Origin of the sequence: Syntrophothermus sp., from assembly GCF_013314835.1 — a bacterium.
Classification (GTDB): Bacteria; Bacillota; Syntrophomonadia; order Syntrophomonadales; family Syntrophothermaceae; genus Syntrophothermus; species Syntrophothermus lipocalidus.
Map to the genome: position 1 here is coordinate 1 of NZ_JABUEX010000026.1, position 22,141 is coordinate 22,141.

The 22,141-nt window shown below is 52.5% G+C and carries 21 protein-coding genes and 1 riboswitch; of the genes, 9 read left to right on the top strand and 12 right to left on the bottom strand.

Going from position 1 to position 22,141, the window contains the following annotated elements; translation table 11 throughout:
- Window positions 1–77: 77 nt before the first annotated feature.
- Window positions 78–2,036, top strand: coding sequence for a methyl-accepting chemotaxis protein (locus tag HPY90_RS09160; protein WP_287193842.1), 1,959 nt, complete (start codon window positions 78–80; stop codon window positions 2,034–2,036).
- 92 nt (window positions 2,037–2,128) lie between these two features.
- Here HPY90_RS09160 and aroA read toward each other — a convergent pair whose 3' ends face one another.
- Genes aroA through aroF (HPY90_RS09175) form a run of 3 tightly spaced genes read right to left on the bottom strand, consistent with a single transcriptional unit; the run spans window position 2,129 to window position 5,561 of the window.
- A complete protein-coding gene (aroA, locus tag HPY90_RS09165; protein WP_273698710.1) occupies window positions 2,129–3,421 on the bottom strand; it encodes a 3-phosphoshikimate 1-carboxyvinyltransferase in 1,293 nt (430 codons plus the stop codon).
- 4 nt (window positions 3,422–3,425) lie between these two features.
- Window positions 3,426–4,508 (bottom strand): prephenate dehydrogenase, encoded by a 1,083-nt coding sequence (locus HPY90_RS09170; RefSeq protein ID WP_273698709.1) that lies wholly within the window; start codon window positions 4,506–4,508, stop codon window positions 3,426–3,428.
- 39 nt (window positions 4,509–4,547) lie between these two features.
- Entirely contained in the window at window positions 4,548–5,561 is a 1,014-nt protein-coding gene (gene aroF, locus HPY90_RS09175) for a 3-deoxy-7-phosphoheptulonate synthase (RefSeq protein ID WP_013175901.1), read from the bottom strand.
- A 351-nt stretch (window positions 5,562–5,912) separates the two neighbouring features.
- Between aroF (HPY90_RS09175) and HPY90_RS09180 the strand changes: the two genes are divergently transcribed.
- From HPY90_RS09180 to HPY90_RS09200, 5 genes are all read left to right on the top strand, one after another.
- Entirely contained in the window at window positions 5,913–6,110 is a 198-nt protein-coding gene (locus HPY90_RS09180; RefSeq protein WP_273698707.1) for a type II toxin-antitoxin system VapC family toxin, read from the top strand.
- Between the two features lie 92 nt (window positions 6,111–6,202).
- The gene (locus tag HPY90_RS09185) at window positions 6,203–6,619 is read left to right on the top strand and encodes a Fur family transcriptional regulator (RefSeq protein WP_013175902.1); all 417 of its coding nucleotides are present in this window, start codon (window positions 6,203–6,205) and stop codon (window positions 6,617–6,619) included.
- A 53-nt stretch (window positions 6,620–6,672) separates the two neighbouring features.
- A complete protein-coding gene (locus HPY90_RS09190; protein WP_287193846.1) occupies window positions 6,673–7,629 on the top strand; it encodes a metal ABC transporter substrate-binding protein in 957 nt (318 codons plus the stop codon).
- Window positions 7,626–8,372, top strand: a complete 747-nt coding sequence (locus HPY90_RS09195) for a metal ABC transporter ATP-binding protein (protein ID WP_287193848.1) — start codon at window positions 7,626–7,628, stop codon at window positions 8,370–8,372. The genes HPY90_RS09190 and HPY90_RS09195 overlap by 4 nt, the downstream gene beginning before the upstream one ends.
- A gap of 88 nt (window positions 8,373–8,460) precedes the next feature.
- Window positions 8,461–9,255, top strand: a complete 795-nt coding sequence (locus HPY90_RS09200) for a metal ABC transporter permease (RefSeq protein ID WP_287193903.1) — start codon at window positions 8,461–8,463, stop codon at window positions 9,253–9,255.
- Window positions 9,256–9,262: 7 nt separating this feature from the next.
- Here the strand turns inward: HPY90_RS09200 and aroF (HPY90_RS09205) are convergent, their stop codons facing one another.
- The 7 genes from aroF (HPY90_RS09205) to HPY90_RS09235 all read right to left on the bottom strand — a co-directional run bounded on the left by aroF (HPY90_RS09205) (window position 9,263) and on the right by HPY90_RS09235 (window position 16,283).
- The gene (aroF, locus tag HPY90_RS09205) at window positions 9,263–10,093 is read right to left on the bottom strand and encodes a 3-deoxy-7-phosphoheptulonate synthase (RefSeq protein ID WP_287193850.1); all 831 of its coding nucleotides are present in this window, start codon (window positions 10,091–10,093) and stop codon (window positions 9,263–9,265) included.
- Window positions 10,094–10,142: 49 nt separating this feature from the next.
- A complete protein-coding gene (gene trpA / locus HPY90_RS09210) occupies window positions 10,143–10,925 on the bottom strand; it encodes a tryptophan synthase subunit alpha (protein WP_287193852.1) in 783 nt (260 codons plus the stop codon).
- A complete protein-coding gene (gene trpB / locus HPY90_RS09215; RefSeq protein WP_287193853.1) occupies window positions 10,922–12,109 on the bottom strand; it encodes a tryptophan synthase subunit beta in 1,188 nt (395 codons plus the stop codon). The genes trpA and trpB overlap by 4 nt, the downstream gene beginning before the upstream one ends.
- Before the next feature lie 48 nt (window positions 12,110–12,157).
- Entirely contained in the window at window positions 12,158–12,937 is a 780-nt protein-coding gene (gene trpC / locus HPY90_RS09220) for an indole-3-glycerol phosphate synthase TrpC (RefSeq protein ID WP_287193854.1), read from the bottom strand.
- Complete coding sequence (trpD, locus tag HPY90_RS09225; protein ID WP_287193856.1) at window positions 12,931–13,953, bottom strand: anthranilate phosphoribosyltransferase; 1,023 nt, start codon at window positions 13,951–13,953, stop codon at window positions 12,931–12,933. Before trpD ends, trpC begins: the two co-directional genes overlap by 7 nt.
- Window positions 13,954–14,190: 237 nt before the next feature.
- Window positions 14,191–14,793, bottom strand: coding sequence for an anthranilate synthase component II (locus tag HPY90_RS09230; protein ID WP_287193858.1), 603 nt, complete (start codon window positions 14,791–14,793; stop codon window positions 14,191–14,193).
- The gene (locus tag HPY90_RS09235) at window positions 14,790–16,283 is read right to left on the bottom strand and encodes an anthranilate synthase component I family protein (RefSeq protein WP_287193863.1); all 1,494 of its coding nucleotides are present in this window, start codon (window positions 16,281–16,283) and stop codon (window positions 14,790–14,792) included. The genes HPY90_RS09230 and HPY90_RS09235 overlap by 4 nt, the downstream gene beginning before the upstream one ends.
- Window positions 16,284–16,892: 609 nt before the next feature.
- Between HPY90_RS09235 and HPY90_RS09240 the strand changes: the two genes are divergently transcribed.
- The 3 genes from HPY90_RS09240 to HPY90_RS09250 are packed head-to-tail and all read left to right on the top strand — an operon-like array spanning window position 16,893 to window position 20,143.
- Window positions 16,893–17,267, top strand: coding sequence for a GntR family transcriptional regulator (locus tag HPY90_RS09240; RefSeq protein ID WP_287193865.1), 375 nt, complete (start codon window positions 16,893–16,895; stop codon window positions 17,265–17,267).
- Window positions 17,268–17,271: 4 nt separating this feature from the next.
- Window positions 17,272–18,171, top strand: coding sequence for an ABC transporter ATP-binding protein (locus HPY90_RS09245; RefSeq protein WP_287193867.1), 900 nt, complete (start codon window positions 17,272–17,274; stop codon window positions 18,169–18,171).
- Window positions 18,146–20,143 (top strand): DUF6449 domain-containing protein, encoded by a 1,998-nt coding sequence (locus HPY90_RS09250; protein ID WP_287193869.1) that lies wholly within the window; start codon window positions 18,146–18,148, stop codon window positions 20,141–20,143. Before HPY90_RS09245 ends, HPY90_RS09250 begins: the two co-directional genes overlap by 26 nt.
- A gap of 99 nt (window positions 20,144–20,242) precedes the next feature.
- Here the strand turns inward: HPY90_RS09250 and HPY90_RS09255 are convergent, their stop codons facing one another.
- Both HPY90_RS09255 and HPY90_RS09260 read right to left on the bottom strand, forming a co-directional pair.
- Window positions 20,243–21,085: an ABC transporter substrate-binding protein gene (locus HPY90_RS09255; protein ID WP_287193870.1), complete on the bottom strand. Its 843-nt coding sequence runs from the start codon at window positions 21,083–21,085 to the stop codon at window positions 20,243–20,245.
- 135 nt (window positions 21,086–21,220) lie between these two features.
- Window positions 21,221–21,339: riboswitch (molybdenum cofactor riboswitch) on the bottom strand.
- A gap of 69 nt (window positions 21,340–21,408) precedes the next feature.
- The gene (locus HPY90_RS09260) at window positions 21,409–22,140 is read right to left on the bottom strand and encodes an ABC transporter ATP-binding protein (RefSeq protein WP_273698698.1); all 732 of its coding nucleotides are present in this window, start codon (window positions 22,138–22,140) and stop codon (window positions 21,409–21,411) included.
- Window position 22,141 lies beyond the last annotated feature (1 nt).

Consider the following 22,141-nt stretch of genomic DNA (forward strand, 5'->3'; position numbering starts at 1 on the left):
AGACATATACTTGTTTTCTTTGCGGTCAATTCGGTGGCGAGGGAGGTAACAGACCATGCCGAGGAGGGGAAGAAGTAATGCGGAAACAGTTGGAAAAGCCACCGGGTTTGGACCCCGAGCCAACCTCTAGCAAAACCGGAATAGCTCTTAGACAAGATGAGACAGCGGAATTAGCCCGCAAGCGAGAGCAGGCTCGCAAAATGGCTCAGGAAAAGGCCAAGGCCCGTACCCTGGCCAAGCAGCAGGCCATGGCCGAACGCATTGCCGCATCATCACAGCAGCTTCTGGCCGCAGTTGAGGAAACCAACGCATCGGTCCAAGAGTTTGCGCGCCTTATGACCGAAGTGGCCTCTATGGGAAACGATGTCGGCCAAAACGCCGAGCAGATGCGAACCGGGGCTACCAGAGTCAATCAGGTTGTAGAAGAGTTCCACAAGAACTTACAGGTCCTCCACCAGTACGCTTTGAGCGGAGTGGAAGCAGCCGAGCGGTCGCGTAGAGGCATGGAGACCATGATGGACCAGATGAAGGAAGCCGTTGCCAAAAACCAGCAGTCGGGCCAGCGCATAAAAGAACTGGAAATTCAGTCTGAAAAAATCGGCGACATCGTGCAGGCGGTAGTGATGATTGCGGATCAGACTAACCTGTTGGCTCTGAACGCCGCTATTGAGGCTGCCCGGGCCGGTGAGCACGGGCGAGGGTTTGCGGTGGTAGCCGATGAAGTGAGAAACCTGGCTGAGATATCAGAAAGATCGGCCCGGGATATCCGGGGAGTAGTTGAAGAAATACGGTCAGTGGTTGAAGAAATAGTTAAGGACATAGGCGAGGTTGTAAACAACTTTGAACGTCTCCAGGACGAACTTGCCAACACCAACCAGGGCTTTGCCCAGGTAGGTCAGCTTTTCGCCCAGTATGCAAGCAAGATTGACGAAGCGGTTGCCGGAGGGGTAACGATGACCGGCAAAGCAGGCGAGCTACTGACCTCGGGTGAGGCTATAGCCAGCGCCGCCCTTCAGATAGCCGGGGCGACGCAGGAGGCGGCTAAAGCTGTAGCCGAACAGACCAAAGCCTTGTCCGAAGTAACCGCCGCGACCCATGATCTGACCGACATGGCCGAGGAACTAAGGACCTCCACCAACATCAACAAATCGGCCGAAGAGATAGCGGCTACGGCCGAGCAGCTTTCTGCCAACATAGAGGAAATCAGTTCCTCGGCTACCCAAATAGCATCAGGCTTGAACGAGCTGACCCAAAGTGCTCGTATCGCGGTAGCAGAAGCCCGCAAGGCGCAGGATATCGGGCAAGAGAGCCAGCAACTGGTAGAAACCATTGCCGAAATAAGTTCTGCTGCCGGGAACATCCACGCCGAGATAGCAGAGACTCTAGAAGCCAGCCGGGCCAGTGCCCGGAAGGTATGGGCCGGGATCAGAGAAGGTATCGCCTCTTACAGCGCCACTAACTCTGCCGTAGCCTCTCTGCAAGACAAGATCCGCCGCATCGAGAAAATCGTCGATACCATCGAAAACGTTTCCATTCAGACCAACATGCTGGCCGTAAACGGGTTCGTAGAAGCCGCTACGGCCGGCGAGCACGGTCGGGGCTTTTCCGTGGTCGCGAACGACATCCGCAACCTGGCTACGGAATCTGCCGAAAATGCGGATAAAATAAAGGACCTGGTGCGGGACATCCAGATTCAGATTGGCAAAGTTGTGGGCGACATCAGCCAGTCTGAAGCAGCCTGCCGCAAGGCCGATGAAACCGCCGGCATGGCGGCCAAGTCCAACCAGCAGGCCACCGATCAGGTAAACCAGATCGGTCAACTTCGAGTTCTCGTGGGCAAGAGCATATCAGAACTCCGAACAGTCGTGGCGCAAGGAACTGAAGTAGCAACAGCCGCTGCCGACATTCTGGCTGCCGCTTTCAGCAAGGTAGAAGAAGCATCAGTCATCGCCCAGGAACAGGCCAAAGCTGTTCAAGAACTGGCCAACTCCATCGAAGAGATCGCTTCCATCGCCGATGAGATGCAGATGAATTAAGCTTGGATCAGGGGGACGGTTCTTGTGGTTTATTTTTCAAAATAAACCACAAGAACCGTCCCCCTGATCCCGCCCGATCCCGCCCTACACATTTACGGGCCGGCAAAACGGGCGAGCTCCGCCCAGAAACCGGGATAGGATATGTTAACGGCTTCTGCCCCTTTGACTATGGTTTCCCCCTCGGCTACCAGCCCAGCGATACCCATAGCCATGGCAATGCGGTGATCCCCGTAGCTGTCCACCTTCGCCCCGGTAAGCCTGCCCTGCCCCCGAACATAAAACCCGTCCTCGGTCTCCTCTACCTCTACTCCGAGCTGGCGCAGGCAGGTGCAGACAGCCAGTATCCGGTCAGTTTCTTTAACCCTCAATTCCGACGCATCCCGTACAACCGATTCACCCCGAGCCATGGCCATAGCAACTGCCAGCACCGGAATTTCGTCAATTAGAGACGGTACAATCTCCCCTGCCACGGTTGTGCCGATTAGGTTCCCAGCCGAGACCACCCGTATATCGGCTACCGGCTCGCCACCGACAACCCTCTGGTTCTGAAGTTCGATTCTAGCACCCATAGAAGCAAGCACTCTTAGTACCCCGCTTCGCGTAGGGTTAACTCCTACCCCAGGGATTAGGACCTCTGACTCCGGAACTAGCGTCGCTGCCACTATCCAGAAAGCCGCGGATGAAATGTCGGCTGGAACGGACATATCAAAAGGTTCGAGCTCTCTTCCCGGTTGCAGCCGAATCACCCCGTTTTCGGCAAAAATCTCTGCCCCCATCCCTGCCAGCATCCGTTCCGTGTGGTCCCTTGAAGGCACCTTTTCCCTTACCACCGTCTCCCCTTCAGCTCCCAAACCAGCTAAAAGAACAGCAGATTTGACCTGAGCGCTCGGCACCGGCAGGGTGTAGTCGATCCCTTTTAAGTTGCCCCCTCGAATAGCCAGCGGTGCAAGTCGGCCCCCGTCTCGTCCGTCGATGCGTGCTCCCATTAAACGCAGAGGTTCCACTACCCGAGCCATAGGGCGGGAGCGCAAGGATGAATCCCCGGTTAATACCGAAAAAAACGAGCAGGCCGATAGAGTTCCTGACATCAAGCGCATAGTTGTTCCGGAGTTCTCACAGTCCAGAATGTCTTCTGGCTGTAGAAATCCGCCTAGCCCGCGCCCTTCGATTATGAGGTCCTCGCCGTTGTCCATAATGTTAACCCCGAGTGCTCGCACGCACCGAACCGTGGCTAGTGTGTCTCGCGCCCGCAAGAAATTCTTTACCCGGCTCTTTCCCTGAGCCAGGGCCGCCAGCATGACGCTGCGGTGCGATATCGATTTGTCTGCCGGCAGCGTAATAGTCCCCCTCAACCCCTTTGGGGCGCGACGTACAGTTACATCCATCTGCTCACCTCATCCATGCTTTAATTCCCTGGTCCCGCAAGAGTTTCACTGCCTTCTCCCCATCTTCCACTGAAGGCACCCCTAAGCGTATGGTACCCCCGTCACCCTCGCGCACCCGTAAGATCTCGATGTCAACTATGTTTATCCCACCTTCACCTAGAACCGTACCCAGGTAACCTATCACCCCGGGACGGTCGGGCACCACAGTAATGATTTCGCAAGCACTGGGCAAAGCTCCTCTTGCCCCCCTTGGTACAGACTCCCGTAAAGCCTGAGCAGCTTGCAGTTCTTGCCTGAGTCGCTGGCGGTCAGCGGCAGCTATATACCCACGCAAGCGGTTCAATTCCCCGACAAAACCGTCCAGTTGGTCCAGTACCGCCTCCCGGTTAAACATGAAGATTTCCTCCCACATAGCCGGGTTAGACGATGCTACACGGGTTGTATCCCTAAAACCTCCTCCTGCTAGCCCGAGGGCCTCAGGCGCTTTCCCGGCCTGGTTTACCAAGGCCACCGCTGCCAGGTGCGGAAGATGGCTGGCCGTGGCTACCAGGCGGTCGTGTTGAGCCGCATCCATTGTTATTATTTTCGCTCCGGTACAACTGATAAGCTGACTTAAGGTTTCGAACGGTCCGGATGGAATGCCCGGTGGAAGCACCAGAACATACACCGCATTCTCAAACAGGTACCTGTCTGCCCCTGCCAAACCTGTTCTCTCAGAGCCAGCCATAGGGTGGCCGCCGATGCCGTAAACCCCGCCGGGCAGCCACCGGCGAAACCATTCCATGACCACCTGTTTAACACTGCCCACATCGGTTACAACAGCCCCCGGCTTCAGGACCGGGGCAGCTTGTTTGATGACCTCCTCCAGCCGTTCTAGAGGACAGCACAGGAATACCACATCTGCGTTTTCGATTCCTGCCTCTAGCTTCTCCGTGCGGCGCACCGCCCCCAGAGCAACTGCCTCTTTCCCAACATGGTCCTGGGGGTCAACCCCGATCAGCTCTTCAACCAAAGGTGAGTCCTTTAAAGCCAGCCCCAGCGATGCTCCTATGACCCCCAGCCCAACAATGGTAACCACAAAACCCATTCTGCCTTCCCCCTCGGCCTAAATTATACCCGGCCTTGCTCAAGAAGCGCAGGAAACTGCCTCAAAGACACGCCTCACATTCTCCATCATGCGCTCGAAGTTGGAGGGAGTCAGCGACTGGGGCCCATCTGAGAGGGCTTCAGACGGGTTTTGATGGACTTCGACCATCAGCCCATCACATCCCGCCGCTACAGCCGCGCAGGCCATAGGTCCTACCAGCTTCCACTTACCGGTCCCGTGACTGGGGTCGACCAGAACCGGAAGGTGGGTCAGCTGTTTTACCAGAGGCACCGCTGCCAGATCCAGGGTATTGCGGGTGTAGGTCTCAAAAGTCCTGATTCCCCGCTCACACAAAATGACGTTGGTGTTGCCGCTAGAAATAATGTATTCTGCTGCCATGAGCCATTCCTCGATGGTAGCGGAGGGCCCCCGTTTTAAAACTACTGGGCTCTTGATTTTACCTACTTCCCTCAACAAAAAGAAATTCTGCATGTTCCTGGCGCCGATTTGCAGCACGTCGACGTATTCGCAGACAGTGGAAACCAGCCGCGGATCCATAACTTCCGTAATCACAGGCAGCCCTGTTAACTGCCTGGCCTCCCGCAGTATCTTCAGCCCCTCTTCTTCTAGCCCCTGGAAAGAGTAGGGCGAAGTACGGGGTTTAAAAGCCCCTCCCCGCAGCACAGTGGCCCCTGCTGCCTTGACCATTTCCGCAACCTCCAAGAACCCTTCCCTGGATTCCACCGCACAGGGCCCGGCTATAACCTGAAGCTCTCCTCCACCTATTTCTACGTCACCTACTCTCACTACGGTGTCTTCTCCCTTGAACTCCCGCGAACACAGCTTGAAAGGCTTCAATATTGGGACTACCCTCTCCACTCCGGACAAAGTCGCCAAAGATTCCATCAAAGCCGCATCGCGGTCACCGATAGCCCCAATTATGGTCCTTTCTACGCCCTGCGACAGGTGAGTAGAAAACCCCCTGTCTTTTAGTTTTTCCTCCACCCTCCTGACCTGCTCCGGGGTGGCACTCTTTTCCATTACAATAACCATCCTGCCTTCCTCCTTCGTTGACTGTTTAGAAAATGAGTTACATACATACGTGCTTGTCGCAAACTAAGACAGATGCTGATTAACAAACCATCCTCCCATTCTCAATTCCTAATTATTCTTAATTCTTAATTCTCAATTGATATAGCCCCATCCTACCTACCTCCTCTAGCCTAAAATAAAAAAATACCACCCGGCAGGAATCCGCCAAATGGTACCCTTTGCCACCATCTGATTCCCTACCGTCCTACCTACCTGCTCAGTAACCTAACTAGCCATCCTACGTTTATAACTTAGCACAGAGCAGCGTCAAAATCAATGGTCCGATCCCTTCCAGCTTCCGGAAGCAAAAGCTTGAATCTGCTCACCCTGCCCATAGCTGTCCGGTCCGCCCAGATCCGGGCTGAATACCGTTTACGCACGCCTGATGCCATACAGTTGGCCACAGCCATCGAAAGCCAGGCAACCTTGTTCGTTACGAACGACTTAAAGTTACCCGGAAAAGTGGGCCCATTGACGGTTCTCTTTCTCAAAGATTATTTGAAGAATTGAAAAGAAATCCGATCTTGGCTTGCATCACTTATCCCGATAAGATTATAATGTTCTTAAGATTAAGAATGATTCTTATTTAGGAGGCTCTATCATTGGATGCCTTGCTCCAGCAATTAAGTGCGAACGGCTACAAGATTACTCCCCAACGGCGCCTTATACTCGAAATGCTGCGCGAAAACCGGCATGCCAGCGCCGAAGATATCTGTGCCATGTTAAAGCAAAAAGAACCTAACATCTCGCTGGGAACCGTCTACCGCAACCTTGCCCTCTTGATGCGGCTACGCATTGTTACTGCCGTTGATTTTCGCGACGGGCGCGCGCGGTATGAGCTCAACGACTCCCATCACCATCATTTGGTTTGTATGAGGTGCGGCAAACTCGTGGAGTTTCCCGGTTGTGACCTGAAGAATGTCCTCGGGGATGCCGCGGAAAAAGTTAATTTCCGGGTAATTGACCACAGCCTCGAAGTCTTCGGTTATTGTGGAAAATGTTGTGGGTGTTCGCCGTAGTGCTTTTTCTCTAGCACCGCTGAGACTATGTAGTTGTGGAAAAGGAAGGCCTGATGAAGTTGAGAAGACTTTACTCTGTTGTTTCTTTGGTCCTGATTGCCGTTTTGGCATGCTCGCTGACCGGTTGTAAAGACTCTTCCCAAACCTCAAATCAATACCCGCTTTCTTCAAAGATCACCGTATATGCTACTCTATATCCGGTCTACGATTTTACCAAAAAAATCGGCGGTGATCGGGTAAACGTAAAATGCATGGTCCCGCCGGGAGCGGATCCTCACTCCTGGGAGCCGTCACCCCAGGACTTGGCTGAACTGCAAAGGGCGCAGGTCTTGGTATATAACGGCGCGGGCATGGAGCCTTGGATCGACAAGATTTTGGGGGCCTTGGACACAAAGTCGATGGTGGTTGTCGAAGCTACCCGTGGTTTGCCCTTGCTGCCCGCTGATACCACCCATAGTGATACCCACCCTCACGACCAGGATTGGGACCCTCACGTGTGGCTGGACCCGGTTTTGGCCCAGGACATGGCAAAGAATATCGCCAGCGGCTTATCGACCGCCGACCCGAAGAACCGCGAGTTTTACGAGAAGAACTGCGCCCAGCTGGTTCAGAAACTAGAGAACCTGGACAGGGCCTATCGTGCTGTTATCGAAAAGTGTCAAAAACACGACATAGTCGTAACCCACCAGGCCTTCGGGTATATGGCCCGCCGTTACGGGTTGAATCAGCAGGCTCTGATGGGGGTTTCTGCCGAAGCTGAGCCGACCCCTTCTGCCATGGCACGAATAACCGAGTTCTGTCGTAGAAACGACGTGCATTACATATTTTTTGAAAAGACGACTACTCCCCGCTTAGCCCAGGTGATAGCTGAGGAAACTGGTGCCAAGGTTCTGGTTCTGGATCCGCTAGGCACTCTGACCGAGGAACAGCTGAAGGCTGGCGAAGACTATTTTTCCATCATGTACTCGAATCTGGAGAATTTGAGAATAGCACTGGGGTATGAGCCATGAACAACGTGGCAATAGAACTTCACGACGTACATTTCAGTTACGGTCATCACCAGATATTGAAAGGCGTGGACCTCAAAGTCTACTCCGGAGACTTCGTCGGCGTAATCGGGGTTAACGGGTCGGGCAAGAGCACTTTGATCAAAATCATCGTGGGGCTGCTCAAACCGCAGTCAGGGCTGGTAAAACTGCTGGGTAAGGATTTAGCTCAATTCCATGAATGGCACCGTATCGGCTATCTATCGCAAAAAGCTTCTTTTTTCAATCCGAGTTTCCCTGCCACAGTTCAGGAAATCGTGCGCAATCACTTCCTGGTTCAGGCCAGCCTGAGCAGGAAACTGGACCAAAGCGGGGCAAGGGCCAAAGTTGAACGGGCTTTAGCCTTGACCGGTCTTTCTGACCTCCGCCATCAAATGGTCGGCGAGCTGTCAGGCGGCCAGCAACAGCGGGTATTCCTGGCCCGGGTCCTGGTTAGCGAACCGGAAATCTTGCTTTTGGACGAGCCCCTGGTCGGTATCGATGCGGGTTCACAAGAGCTTTTCTGTTCTTCTCTAGAATACTTTAACCGCGAACTCGGAATTACCGTACTCATGGTAACCCATAACCCGGAGCCAGTGGCCGACTTGATAAATCGGCTGGCCTGCCTGGAGGAAGGACATCTTTTCGTACACGACAGCCCGGAAGAAATTAGGCACGAACTGCAGCCTCACCGGCATGTCAAACAAACAACCTTTTTACAACCTTAGCCTAAACCGGGTCTTCCTTCAAAGAATCGTCCTCGAGCGGAATAACCAATAGCCTGAACTTTTCGTGAGGGAGAAGATCGCGTTGGAAATGCTACATTATACTTTTATGCAGCGGGCAGTATGGGCCGGAATCGTGGTAGGAATAATATGCCCGTTAATCGGGATAGTTTTGGTCCTGCGCCGCCTGTCGCTCATCGGCGATGCTCTGGCCCACGTATCCTTAGCCGGGGTTGCCTTCGGTCTCGTAGCCGGCATTAACCCGACCGCCGCTGGCCTGGTTTTTTCAGGGATCGGAGCATTCGGTATCGAATACCTACACCGGTTCTACCGCAGGTATGCCGAACTGTCCCTGGCCATCATCATCGCCGCCGGAATGAGCCTAGCCGTCGTCCTCATCAGCCTGGGTCGGGGAACAACAGCCACGGTTTTGAGCTTCCTTTTTGGCAGCATAGTCGCTCTCAGCGGTTTTGACATCTACATAATAACCGCGGTTGGCTTAACGGTAGCTATACTGGTTTCACTGCTTCACCGCCAGCTGTTTTACATCTGCTTTGATGAAGAGGCGGCTACCGTGGCCGGCATCCCGGTAACCAAAATCAATCTCTTCTTTACTTTCATGGTGGCAATGACGGTAGCCGTTTCCATGAGAATTGTGGGAGCCCTCTTGGTTTCATCGCTTATGATCGTTCCGGTCGCCGCCAGCATTCAGCTGGCCCGCAGTTTCCGGTCAGCTGTGGCGATCTCCGTGACAGTGGCATTAATCAGCGTGATGATAGGGATAACCTTGGCCTTTTATCTGGACCTGCCGCCCGGGGCAGCAGTAATCCTGACCTCTCTCTTTCTCCTCGCTCTCGCCATTTTCATTAAACGTTTTTTTAGTTAGCCCGCTGTCATATCTTTTTCCCTTCTACCTCGGCCAGCTTCTTTATGTCCTCCAAGAGAACCGCAAAGTTTTCTGGAGTTAGTGACTGTTTGCCGTCGGAAAGAGCGCATTCTGGACACTGGTGGACTTCAATCATCACACCGTCGGCCCCGGCGGCTATGGCGGCCTTGGCCACCGGGCGCACCATCTTCCACCTACCGGTAGCGTGGCTGGGATCTACGATAATCGGGAGATGAGACAATTCCTTAATCATGGATACTGCTCCGATGTCTACGGTGTTGCGGGTATAGTTTTCAAAGGTGCGGATGCCGCGCTCGCACAAGATAACCCGCGGGTTACCGGCAGCCATGATGTACTCCGCCGCCAACAACCACTCTTCCATGGTGGCGGCAAATCCACGTTTAAGTATCACCGGCTTGTCGGTCCTGCCTACCTCCTGCAGCAAAGAGAAGTTCTGCATATTACGGCTTCCTACCTGGAGCACATCTACATAGCCCAGCACCAGCTCGACATCACGGGTATCGAGAACTTCCGTTACAACCGGCAGTCCTGTAACTTCCCTAGCCTCTGCCAGTATTTTCAGGCCCTCTTCTCCTAAGCCGGCGAACGAATACGGGGAAGTCCTCGGTTTGAAAGCACCTCCTCGCAGAAGATGCACCCCCATGTCGGCCAAAGCTCGGGCGATACTGAGATACTCCTCGCGTCCTTCTACCGCACAGGGCCCGGCTATGACGGTACAGTAACCCTCCCCTATCTTAACCGTACCTCGCGAACTGTTTATTTCAATCAGGGTGTCCCCCTCATGACTTTCTCTGGCCGCTAGTTTAAAAGGTTTCATATCCCATTCCCCCAGTTTATATTCTACCCCACCGCAAAACCGGTGAGAACTATCTTAAGGCCTGCTTAAGGTTTCTGGCCAAAGCGCTCAGTTCCGAAAGAAGCCGTGTCTTGTCATCTGAGTTTTCCTCTATGGTACGTACTAAGGCGCTCCCCACCACTACTAGGTCTGCGTAGTCTTTTATTCTAGCCACCTGAGCTCCAGACGAAATTCCAAACCCGACCGCCAATGGATGAGATGTGCGAGCCCTGACCCGGCTCAGATAATCTGTGAGGTCGGGCAACCGGTCGCGCTCGCCGGTAACTCCTGCCACCGATACGCAGTATATGAAACTCCGCGCGTAGTGGTCGGCTCTGGCCATACGCTGTTCGTCAGCTGTCGGGGCCAGCATCGGGATGATGTCTACATCAATTTGGTCGTATTTTTCCCGCTCCTCCAACGGGAGATCCGGTATAATAACTGCCGAGGCTCCGGCTGTCTCAAGCTCCCGGGCAAACACTTCAACTCCCCTTCGCAGAATAGGGTTGAAATATGAAAACATCACGAGCGGTAGCGAGCAATTGTCGTGAACCGCTCGCACAAACTCTAACGCCTTCGTCATGTTCATCCCTCGTTCCACCCCGCGAAAGTGAGCCCTTTCAATAACCTCACCATCGGCAATCGGGTCAGCGTATGGAACGCCGATTTCGAGGATGTCACAACCGGCTTCCTCCAGGGCTTTCGCACACTCGACCGCTGTAGTGAAATCAGGTTCACACGCCATCATGAAGCCTATGAGGCCTTTTTCTTCCCGTCCTTTCAATTGCCTTAACCTCAGCTCTAAACGGTTCACGGCCTCACCCCCTCGAGTATGGCAGCCACCGTCTCCACGTCCTTGTCGCCCCGCCCCGACAGGTTAACCACGATGCAATCGTCCCGGGAAAGACTGGGGGCTATCTTTAGCGCATAGGCTACGGCATGCGCACTTTCAAGGGCAGGAATGATTCCCTCCATCCGGCTCAAAGTCAGGAAAGCCGACAGGGCTTCTTCATCAGTTACGCTGGTATACTCTACCCGTCCCGAGTCTTTTAGATACGAGTGTTCTGGCCCTACCCCGGGGTAATCCAACCCAGCAGAAACAGAATGCGTAGGCAGCACCTGCCCTTCTTCGTCTTGCAGTACGGTACTCAAAGCCCCATGAAGTACCCCCTTGAACCCGCAATTCAAGGTGGCAGCGTGATGCCCGGTTTCCAAACCCAGGCCGCCCGCCTCCACACCGACTAGCCGCACGTCGTCTTGTAAGAATTCGTAGAATATGCCCATGGCATTGCTCCCACCCCCAACACAAGCGATGATGTACTGAGGCAGCTTGCCCTCTTCTTCAAGTATCTGCCGGCGCAGTTCCCTGCCGATGATAGACTGGAAATCCCGTACAATCATGGGGTAAGGGTGTGGTCCCACCACGGATCCGATGAGGTAATGGGTATAGTCGCTGCTCGCGATGTAGTCGCGGAAAGCCTCGTCCGTGGCTTCTTTCAAGGTCTGGGATCCTTTCGCCACCGCCTTGACTTCAGCGTTGAGGGCCTTCATCCGAAACACGTTGAGCCTTTGCCGTTCCATGTCCCTGGCTCCCATGTAAACGGTGCAGGATAGGCCCAGTACGGCCGCCGCTGTAGCCGTGGCCACTCCGTGCTGGCCAGCCCCGGTTTCGGCTATGACTCTGGTCTTTCCCATCTTTTTTGCCAATAGAGCCTGGCCTATGGTGTTATTTATTTTATGGGAACCGGTGTGGTTGAGGTCTTCGCGCTTGAGGTAAATCCTGGCCCCGCCCAGTTCCTGGCTCAGTCTCTTAGCAAAATGTAATCCGGAAGGCCGTCCCACGTACTGGTGTAGATAGTAAGAGAGTTCTCTCTTAAAATCCAGGTCATCTTTCAGCTTTTCGTATTCGCAAGCCAGTTCCTCTAGTACCGGCATCAGGGTCTCTGGCACGTACCGTCCCCCGTATTCGCCGTAGTAGCCTTTTTCGTCAGGGTACACCTTCCATGTACCTCCTCTCCTACTGTTCAGAACCCGCAATATCATTCTTCATTCTTCATTCTTCCAATACCAGGCTAGTTCTCCGGTTTTAGCAGCAACATCAGCAGCCGTCACTAAAGCCTCACCCACCAGAGCAGCGGAGAACCCGTATTGTTCCAACATCAGCATGTCCTCCACTGTCCGGACACCGCTTTCGGCAATACACTGCACCTTGTTTGCAACCAACCCCACCAGCTCAAGGCAAACCCGGGTATCCACCGTAAAATCTTTCAGGTTACGGTTGTTTATACCGATAATCCGGGTTGGCGTATCCAAGGCCATCTCTAATTCGTACCGGTCATGAACCTCGACCACCGGTTCAATCCCCAGTTGTTGCGCCGTTTCCACAAACAGCGGGAGATCCTTCGGCAAGAGGTGAGCGATAAGGAGCACCGCGTCCGCTCCCAAAAGCCTGGTCTCATACAGTTGCCTGAGGTCTATTATGAAGTCTTTGCGCAAGACCGGCAAGCTCACGCGAGACTTAACCTTCTGAATTAGGAATGGGCTCCCTTCAAAGTACCTCTCTTCGGTTATTACTGAAATGGCTTTAGCCCCATTTTGCTCGTATAATACCGGAAGTTGATCGAACCTAGTCTCAGATATTAACCTGCCTTTGACCGGAGAAGCCTTCTTTGCCTCGGCAATCAAAGAAACCCTTCCGTTAACATTTAAGGCCTCGGCAAATTCCCTCAACGGCGGTAACGTCTCTGCTCCTTGAAACCTCTCCATTATATCTTTTCCATGAGCACGAATCTGTTCCTGCTTATGCCTGACGATCTCGTCTAACATCGGCCCACCCGGCTTTCCTGACTGTACCGCACCAGTTGTCTAAGCTTTTCTTGAGCCCGGCCGGACTCGATGGCTTCTGCCGCCATCCTTATACCCGAGTCCAGGTCCTCTGCCCTTTCTGCCACCATCAAAGCCGCTCCCGCGTTAACCAGAACCATCTCTCGGGCCGGCCCCGGTCTCCCCGCCAATACTTCCCTCACTATACGCGCGTTGTGAACTGCATCCCCTCCCCGCACTCCCTGGTCCTGGTACTCGTTGACGGCTCCGCCCCTGATGATACGGCCCGGAACAATGGATTCACCTTCAACCTTCGCCATTTGGGTAACGCCCACATGCGCTATCTCATCCATGCCGTTCTCCGCATGGACAACCAGGGCCTGCTTGCGTCCTAACCTGGCCAGGGCTTCGGCCACAGGTTGGATCATGTCCTCGTCGGCCACACCCATTAACTGGTACGTCGGGCAAAACGGGTTTATCAGAGGCCCCAGGAAATTGAAGGCCGTAGCTATTCCTAAGCTGCGGCGCATAGGCCCAAAGTGCTTCATTACCGGGTGAAAACCAGGAGCGAACAAAAAAGCTAATCCTATTTCTTCTAATAGCATCCTGGCTTCGTCCAGGCTTAGGTCGACCCGAACTCCCAAAGCCTCTAACACATCAGCGCTTCCCGCCTGACTCGTGACAGCTCGGTTTCCGTGCTTGGCTACCGGTACTCCGCAGGCGGCACAGACAATGGCCGCCGCTGTTGAAACATTAAAGGTCCCGCAACCGTCACCCCCGGTGCCACAGGTATCGAGCAGCCCCTCCATACCCTCGTGTTTTATGGCTCGGTCCAGCAAAGCCCGGGCAAACCCAAACAACTCTTCCCCGCTTTCTTTCCGCAGGCGCAGGGCTGCAAACAAGGCCGCTACTTGACTCTCTGCTACTTCCGTATCTAACATCAAGTTGATGACCTCATAGGCCTCGCTGCTGGTTAAATAATCGCCGCCGATCACCTTTTTTAGATACCTAGTGAACACAATCTCTCCTCCTCTCCTCTCTTCTCATCCCGTCTCGTATTATTTTAAGACCCAGACTTACGCAGACTCTTTTTTTAAAACAATAATCATATGTGATTTGACCGCCAAAAGGGTCAATAACAGGGTTTAGACCTTACATGTTATAATTCTAGCATCATATACAGGCGGACACTGGTCAACCGAGGAGTATTTTGCAGTGAAATTGTAAGTTCATTTAGTTTTCTGCGTTAATCTGCGTCAAATGAAAGAATCTGTGTTTATCTGTGGCCACCTGCCCACGCAGTCAAGAAAGTTCGCAATAATCCTCTTCCCCCCTTCGGTCGCTATGGACTCAGGGTGAAACTGCACGCCTTCAGCCGGAAAATGACGGTGCCTGATTCCCATAACCTCCCCTTGTTCGGAGTAGGCCGAAACTTCGAGACAGGCAGGCAGAGTAGTCGCGTCAACCACCAAGGAATGGTACCGGGCTGCTCGAAAAGGACTCTTCACTCCGGCCAGCATCCCCCGCCCGTCGTGGTATATGGCCGATACTTTCCCGTGCATTGTCCTCCAATTTATGCGTATGTCGCCCCCGAAAGCCTGGGCGATCGCCTGGTGTCCTAAGCACACCCCAAGAATCGGGAATTTCCCGGTGAAGGCCTTTATCAGACTCAAGGTTATGCCTGCTTGCTCCGGATTCCCCGGACCGGGAGATATAACCACGCCTCGAGGCTGCATTTTTTCGATGTCGGTCAATTCCAACTGGTCGTTCTTGGCCACCCGAACCTCGGCTCCCTGTTCTTCCAAGTACTGCACCAAGTTATAAGTAAAAGAGTCATAATTATCGATTACCAGTATCATTGCTTCCCCTCCGCACTTAACACGGCTTGCATCAAAGCCTTTGCCTTGTTAATGGTTTCCTGGTATTCGTTCTCCGGAACTGAGTCCGCCACTATCCCGGCCCCGGCTTGAAGGTAACAGTGATCCCCCCTAAACAGCACCGACCTTATGGTGATACAGGAGTCCAGGTTACCGTCTAATGCCACGTAGCCGACCGCTCCCCCATACGGGCCTCGAGGCCCTTTTTCCAGTGAATTGATTATCTCCATGGCCCGGTGTTTGGGCGCCCCGGTCAGGGTACCGGCTGGAAAGCAGGCCTGCAAAGCATCTAGGCTATCGAGTCCTTGCCTCAAACGGCCCTGGACCCTCGAAACCAAGTGCACTACGTGAGAATAAGTCTCGAGCTTCATAAACTCAAGCACTTTGACCGTTCCCGGCCGGCTCACCTTCCCGATATCGTTGCGGCCCAGGTCAACCAGCATCAGGTGCTCTGCTCTCTCCTTCTCGTCCCTAACCAGCTCTCGGCGCAAAGCATCATCTAGCTTTTCATCTCCAGTAACGGGCCTGGTCCCCGCGATCGGCCTAGTTTGCACTACATCACCCTCAACTTTAACCAGCATTTCTGGGGATGAGCCTACCAAGGTCATCGAAGGAAATCCCAGGTAAAACATGTAGGGAGAAGGATTCACGTGCCGTAACTCAGCATACACCCCTAAGGGACTAGCCCGGGTCCGCTTTTTCCAACACTGAGAAAGAACAATCTGAAAGGCGTCTCCGATCCGGATGTATTCCTTGGCCTGTCGTACCATATCCATGAACTGGTCGTAACTGGTGTTGCTGATGAATCCCGCGTCAGGATCACCCGTAACTTTCCTTGTGCAATGTGTTACCGGCACCGTGTCTTGGCTCAAAGACAACCCCGCAACGACCTGTTCCAACTTGGCCACCGCCCCCTCCCTTTCCTGGATGCTGTTCGGGTAAAAGCTACGAACCCGCACCTGGTCAGTATAACGGTCGTGAACCACTATCACTCCGGGGAAGAAAAATGCGGCGTCTGGCCCCGAAGACAAGGAGGCACTCCTTCGAGGTATTTTTTCCTGTTCTAAGCCGATGTCATAACCCCAAAAGCCCACAAAGCCACCTGCAAAGCCGCTTGCAGATGCTGTCAGGTGCACCACATTCTGAGCAGCTAAAAAAGCCCTGAGGTAAGTAAATAGCTCACCTTGTATCTCGTAGCACCAGTTGTCAGTTGTAACACTGAGTTTCCCTTGTCTGTACTCCACGACCAGCAAAGGGTCAAACCCCAGGATGGAATACCTGGCGTTATCGCCTTCGGTTAAGCTTTCCAGGAAAAACAGGGGTTGACTCCGACTCTTCCCGGCCATCGCCGAAAAATAGCGGTAGAGGTCAAAACCAGGTAAGAACAACTCTTTTTCAGTATAGTGAAAGGCAGAAAAATCAAAACCGGCACCCAGGTGAGTGCCGGCACAAATGTTCCGGTCTCCTCTCATCTCGGCTTCCCCTCTCCTCGTCTCTTCTCGCTCGTCTGGTCTTCAATTGTCTTACAGGCTATTCCCTGCTCACCAGCATGTCAAAGCTGATCTCATCTGCATTTTAGTCTATTTCCCCCACACCTCTCTTGTCAAGTCCTAAGTGTAAAATTACAAAAATCGAATCACACGCAGCTTTTCCGTCCCCTGTGTTAGAATTTGGAGCTATGTCTTGCTGCAGCCGCACGTTTCCGTTTGTGCTCGTCACTTTTCACCCATGGCTATGACCTTATGTCTAATGATCCTTACCTTTTCTCCATACGCTTGTTTGGTAGCGATAAGGCTCATCTGCACCTAACGAGCTATACGATATACACAATATAGTCTCAGCCGTGTCAGGTCAATAAGAATCTCTTTTAAGACATTTTCAATAGCTATTCCTCGTCCAGTTTGTCAATTCTCAAGCTTCCAGCCTGTAACGGCCTTGCGGTAAACGGGTTTTTGCTGACCACCAAGCGTGACAGACAACCGTCACCTGGTACGCTTTTTCTTCTTGACTAGCACGGCTGGCAGACATATAATAAAACTGTATTAACTGTATTAGTTTATATAATACAGAAGGAGGTGCCTATGCTTCAGCTGGACTTTCGGGATCGGCGACCCTTGTACGAACAGATCAAAGAAAAAATCAAGACACTCATCATCAGCGGGGTCTTGAAACCTGATGAGCGGATACCGTCGGTGCGCGAGTTGGCCCAGTCGCTCACCGTAAACCCCAACACAATTCAAAAAGCATACAAAGACCTGGAGGCTGAGGGTTTCATCTACTCTGTCAGGGCCAAAGGCAGCTTCGTCAGCCCGCTCGACGTGTCAGTCCGTCATCCGCGTCGGGAAGAGCTGTTGCAGGAACTTAAGAAAATCGTAGCGGAATTGATGTACCTTAACGTACCGATGGAACAACTTTTGAATATCATTCAGACCATCTACGAAAAGAGGGAGGTATGACCGCGTGATCGAGGTTAGAGGGCTCAGCAAGAGCTTCGGACAACTTAAAGCCCTGGATAACGTCGACATTACTGTTAACAAAGGTTCGGTTTATGGCTTGTTAGGCCCGAACGGTGCCGGTAAAACCACACTCATCAAACACCTGGTTGGAGTCTACCGCCAGGATGCGGGATCAGTTACCATCGACGGTCAACCGGTGTATGAGAATACGGCGGTTAAATCCTTCTTGGTTTACATCCCCGACGAACTTTACTTCTTTTCCCAGTACAGCATTGAGGAGACTGCCAGGTTTTATGCCACCCTGTACCCCGGCTGGGATTGGGAAAGATTCCATCGGCTAAAACAAGTATTCCCAATCGATACCAATAGAAGAATCGCACATTTGTCAAGAGGTATGCAAAAGCAGGTTGCCTTCTGGCTAGGCATTTGCGCTTCTCCCCGGCTCATGATCTTGGATGAGCCGGTAGACGGTCTTGACCCAGTAATGCGAAAAAAGGTATGGAGCTTGGTGCTGCAAGACGTGGCCGAACGCGAAACCACGGTGCTGGTTTCCTCTCATAACCTTCGGGAATTAGAAGATGTGTGCGATCACATAGGTATAATGCATAACGGGAAAATCCTCGTGGAAAAAGACCTCGATGATCTGAAAACCGACATCCACAAACTCCAGGTGGCATTTGCGGGAGAGGCACCTCGTGAGCTGCCTTTGACCGGAACGATTTTGCACCGTGAACAAAACGGCAGCATCGTCCTTATGGTTGTGAAAGGCGACAAAGAGAATATCCTGTCTGAAGTTCGACGAGCCCACCCCATTATCCTGGATGTCCTGCCCCTTACACTCGAGGAAATATTTATTTATGAACTGGGAGGGATCGGATATGACATTAAGAGCGTTCTTATTTAACAGGGGTTTGGTTGCCAGTGATCTCAAGAGGTTCTGGTGGGTCAGCGCCGCCTACGGTCTGTGTCTGTTGTTGATCCTGCCTTTTCACCATGTGATACAAGGTGTTCAGGCCGATGACTTGTGGGTCAAACAGGCTTTACAGAGGTCGCTGGACATTTTTTCTGGTCAGAGCGGGATGCAGGCCATCTTGATCTGTACCGTTCCCGTCGTCCTGGCCGTGCTGCTGTTCCGTTACCTCCACGACAGCCGGGCGGTAGCTGTAACGCACAGCTTGCCCTTAAACCGCAATACACTGTTCTGCAGCCATGCGGCAGCCGGGCTGGTGCTTATTCTTCTGCCCGTCCTCATTACTGGATTTGTATTGATGATTCTTAATGCCACTACTGAACTAAAGGAGCTCTATTCCCTCTTGGACATCCTGCGATGGGCTGGTTTGACGGCGTTGTTCGCTGCTCTAATGTTTTCAATTACAGTCTTTGTGGGGATGTTCACTGGTAACACCTTTGCCCATGTGGCCTTTACTTATATACTCCAGCTTTTGCCTACCGGTTTGGTGATACTGCTGGACGGAAACCTCCGTAATTTGGTCTACGGGTACGCGGGCACCGGACTGCCCGGTGAATTCCGGTACAATTTCCCTTTGGTTATGCTTGCCGGATATCACGGCAACGATTTTTTCACCGCCGGTACCGCAATAGCATACCTTGCGGCTGCCGTTCTTTTTCTGGCAGTAGCCGGGTACGTCTACCGGCTAAGGCCTTCGGAAGCAGCCGGTGAAGTCGTAGCCTTTTCGGTAATCCGGCCCGTTTTCAAGTACGGCGTAACCTTCTGCACTATGCTGCTGGCGGGCTTGTACTTTGCCAGCGTGTACGGTGATAACTATCCCCTCATAGTTTTCGGGTACGTGTTCGGTTCCCTGCTAGGGTACCTGACTGCTGAGATCCTGCTGCGGAAGTCCTGGCAAGTTTGGTCCGCTTACAAAGGGTTTGTGGCCTATGCCGTGGTCATATCGGTCCTTTTGGTCGGAATCGCCACCGACGTTACCGGCTACGTTCACCGGGTTCCCGACCCTGAGAAGGTGACAAAGGCTTACTTTGGTCCCAACCTCAACGAATGGATACAGCTGGAGAAACGCAAGAATTCGCAATTGTTGGGTATTAAATACGAGGGGGTCAACTTTTTCCAAGACAAAGAGAACATAAGAAACATCGTGTTATTACACCGCCAATTGTTGGCAAGCCCCGACAGTAAAGAAGGAACTACCCTCTACATAGCCTATACTTTGGAAAACGGCGAGTACTTAATCCGCCGGTACTACGTTGATGAACAGCGTTACGCTTCCATCCTCAAACCGATATACGAGTCACTAGAATACAAGAGGACACGGTTCCCCGTGGTGACTCAGAATCCCGACAACATTAAGCTGGTTGAAATTAAGGATATTCGCACCTCCAAAGGCCCGGTCATCTTGACTCAGAAACCTGAAATCAAGGAATTTGTTGCTCTTTTGAAGCAGGATGTGCTCAATGCGACTTTTGGAGATTTGGTGTCTGAAAGCGAAGACAACGTGTACATTAAGATCGTAGATATCAAGGGGAACTCGGTGGAGTACGCTTTGCGCGAAGGGTACCGCTCGGTTACAGCGTGGCTCAAAAATAAGGGATATTATGAGGATATAGTACTGTTTCCAGAGGAAGTAGACCGTGTCATCCTTGAGCGGACCCTGTTTCCTGAAGAAAGTAAAAGCGACGAACCAAACCGAAGAGCAAAGCGGGTCGAAGTAACAGACCGCAAACTCATAGAAGAATTGCTCACCATTAACGGGCCACAAACCTTTGCCAGTCCGGAGAGAATAATCAGAGCAACGTTTTACGGTAGAACAAACGGACGTGCTTTTCAGTTCGAGCGGGTTATAGACCGAGACTGGCCGGTTTCGAAGTCACTGGGCGAATGTCTGAAACAACTTGACTAACACTGAAAGCGCACCTGACAAACATCCGACAAGGCCGGGAGGTTGCTGCCTCCGGCCTTGCTCAATATTTTAATGCAAATCAAGAACCATCCCCTGTAACTATTTGGCATCGGGGATAAAGAGCGATTTGCCGAACTTATCGCGGCCAAAGGAAGCTATCACAGATTGTCCTTTTTCTCCAGTAACAAATTTTATGAATTGCGTGGCAGCTTTGTAGTGAACATTCTTGTGCTTCTCTGGATTCACGGCTATCACGGAATAAGGATTAGACAAGGCCTTATCCCCTTGCACCATTACTTCCAGCTGCAGTTTTGGAGCCATACTGAGGTATGTGGCTTCGTCGGTCAGGGTGTAAGCTCCCAGCTCACTAGCCATCAATAGGGTATCGCCCATACCCTGTCCTGACTCCACGTACCAGTCCCCTTGGGGTTTCACTCCCGCCTTTTCCCACAATCCCAGCTCTTTTTTGTGGGTTCCGGAATCATCACCGCGCGAAATGAACTTGGCCTTACTCTCTGCTATGGTTCGGAAAGCCTTTGAAGCGTCTTTACTCCCTTTTACCCCAGCCGGGTCGCTCTTCGGCCCCACGATCAAAAATACGTTGTGCATGACCGGCTTCCGGTCCACGCCGTACCCTCCATCAACAAACTCCTGCTCAGCTTGAGGCGAGTGCACCAGTAGCACGTCGGCGTCACCTCGTTTCCCTAACTCCATCGCCTGACCGCTTCCTACTGCTATTACTCTTACCTTTATGCCAGTTTCTTTTTCAAAAGCGGGAACCAACACATCGAGCAACCCTGAATCTTGAGTACTGGTAGTAGTGGCCAATGTCAGACTCTTTTCTTGGGGCGAACCGCTAACCAGAAACCATATTGTCCCTAATACAATAATAACCAAAGCTATCAAAGTCAAATTTCGGGCTCGTCTTACTTCAACCACCATTTTCTCACTCCTTCTCTTTCTTTCTTTCTTAACCCCTGTTTTGCCATTAAAAGGCTTGTCCTGTCGCTGGTCCAATCCCAAATCCAGCGACAAAAAAAGCCAGGCCCAAGGAAAGCCTAGCCTGGTCGCGATCGCACCCGCATAAGCAGCCCTCCTTTCCAAACGGGAGGCATGAGCGTTTCCCCTCATACCCTATCGGCTCAGGGACCATAGCTTCCGCCTTAGGTCGCGAGAGCTCGGAGAACAGTTGTTAATTTATTTTGTTCGTCCCTGTACATATGTTTCTCTATAACTTGACAAAATCCTTCCTCGCTTGATCATTCTTAATAAACCATGGTACCGTTCAAAAATTGAACTGTTTTAATATCTTTGGGACTATTGAAAAATCCTACCGTGTCTTGGTGCTCTATTATCCTGCCTTCGTGCAGAAGCACTACCTCCTGGGCAAGTCTCTTGGCCTGAAACAGGTTGTGCGTAACCATTATCACTGTAGCTCTGTATTCCTCGCGGCAGCCCTTTATTATGTTCTCCAAAGCCTGGACACTCGCCGGATCGAGGTTGGCCGTAGGCTCGTCCAAGAGTAACACGCGGGGACGTAAGGCCAAGGCTCTGGCTAGGGCAACCCGTTGCGCTTCGCCGCTCGATAGTTTGTGAGCCGGGCGGCGGGCGAAATCGAGCATACCTACAAAGCGTAAAGCTTCGGTGACTTTATCCCTCAATTCCCTGCCCGCGATATTTCTCAACCTTAACCCGTAAGCAACATTCTCAAACACGTTGGTACGGAACATGTAAGGCCTTTGGAAAACCATACACATTTCCCGAGATAACGCCAGTCTGGTCCTCTCCGAGTGGTCGACATCAACTTCCATAAATCTTATCTTACCCGAATCAGGAGGCAATAGGAGGTTGAGAACGCGCAAAAGCGTGGTCTTGCCGGCACCGTTAGGTCCCAAAATCGCGTAAATCCTGTCCGGGTACAGTGTGAGCTCGGAAATGTCGAGAACGGTGCGGCTTCCGAATTGTTTGGTAACTCCGGCCAGCTCGAACAGTTTCATC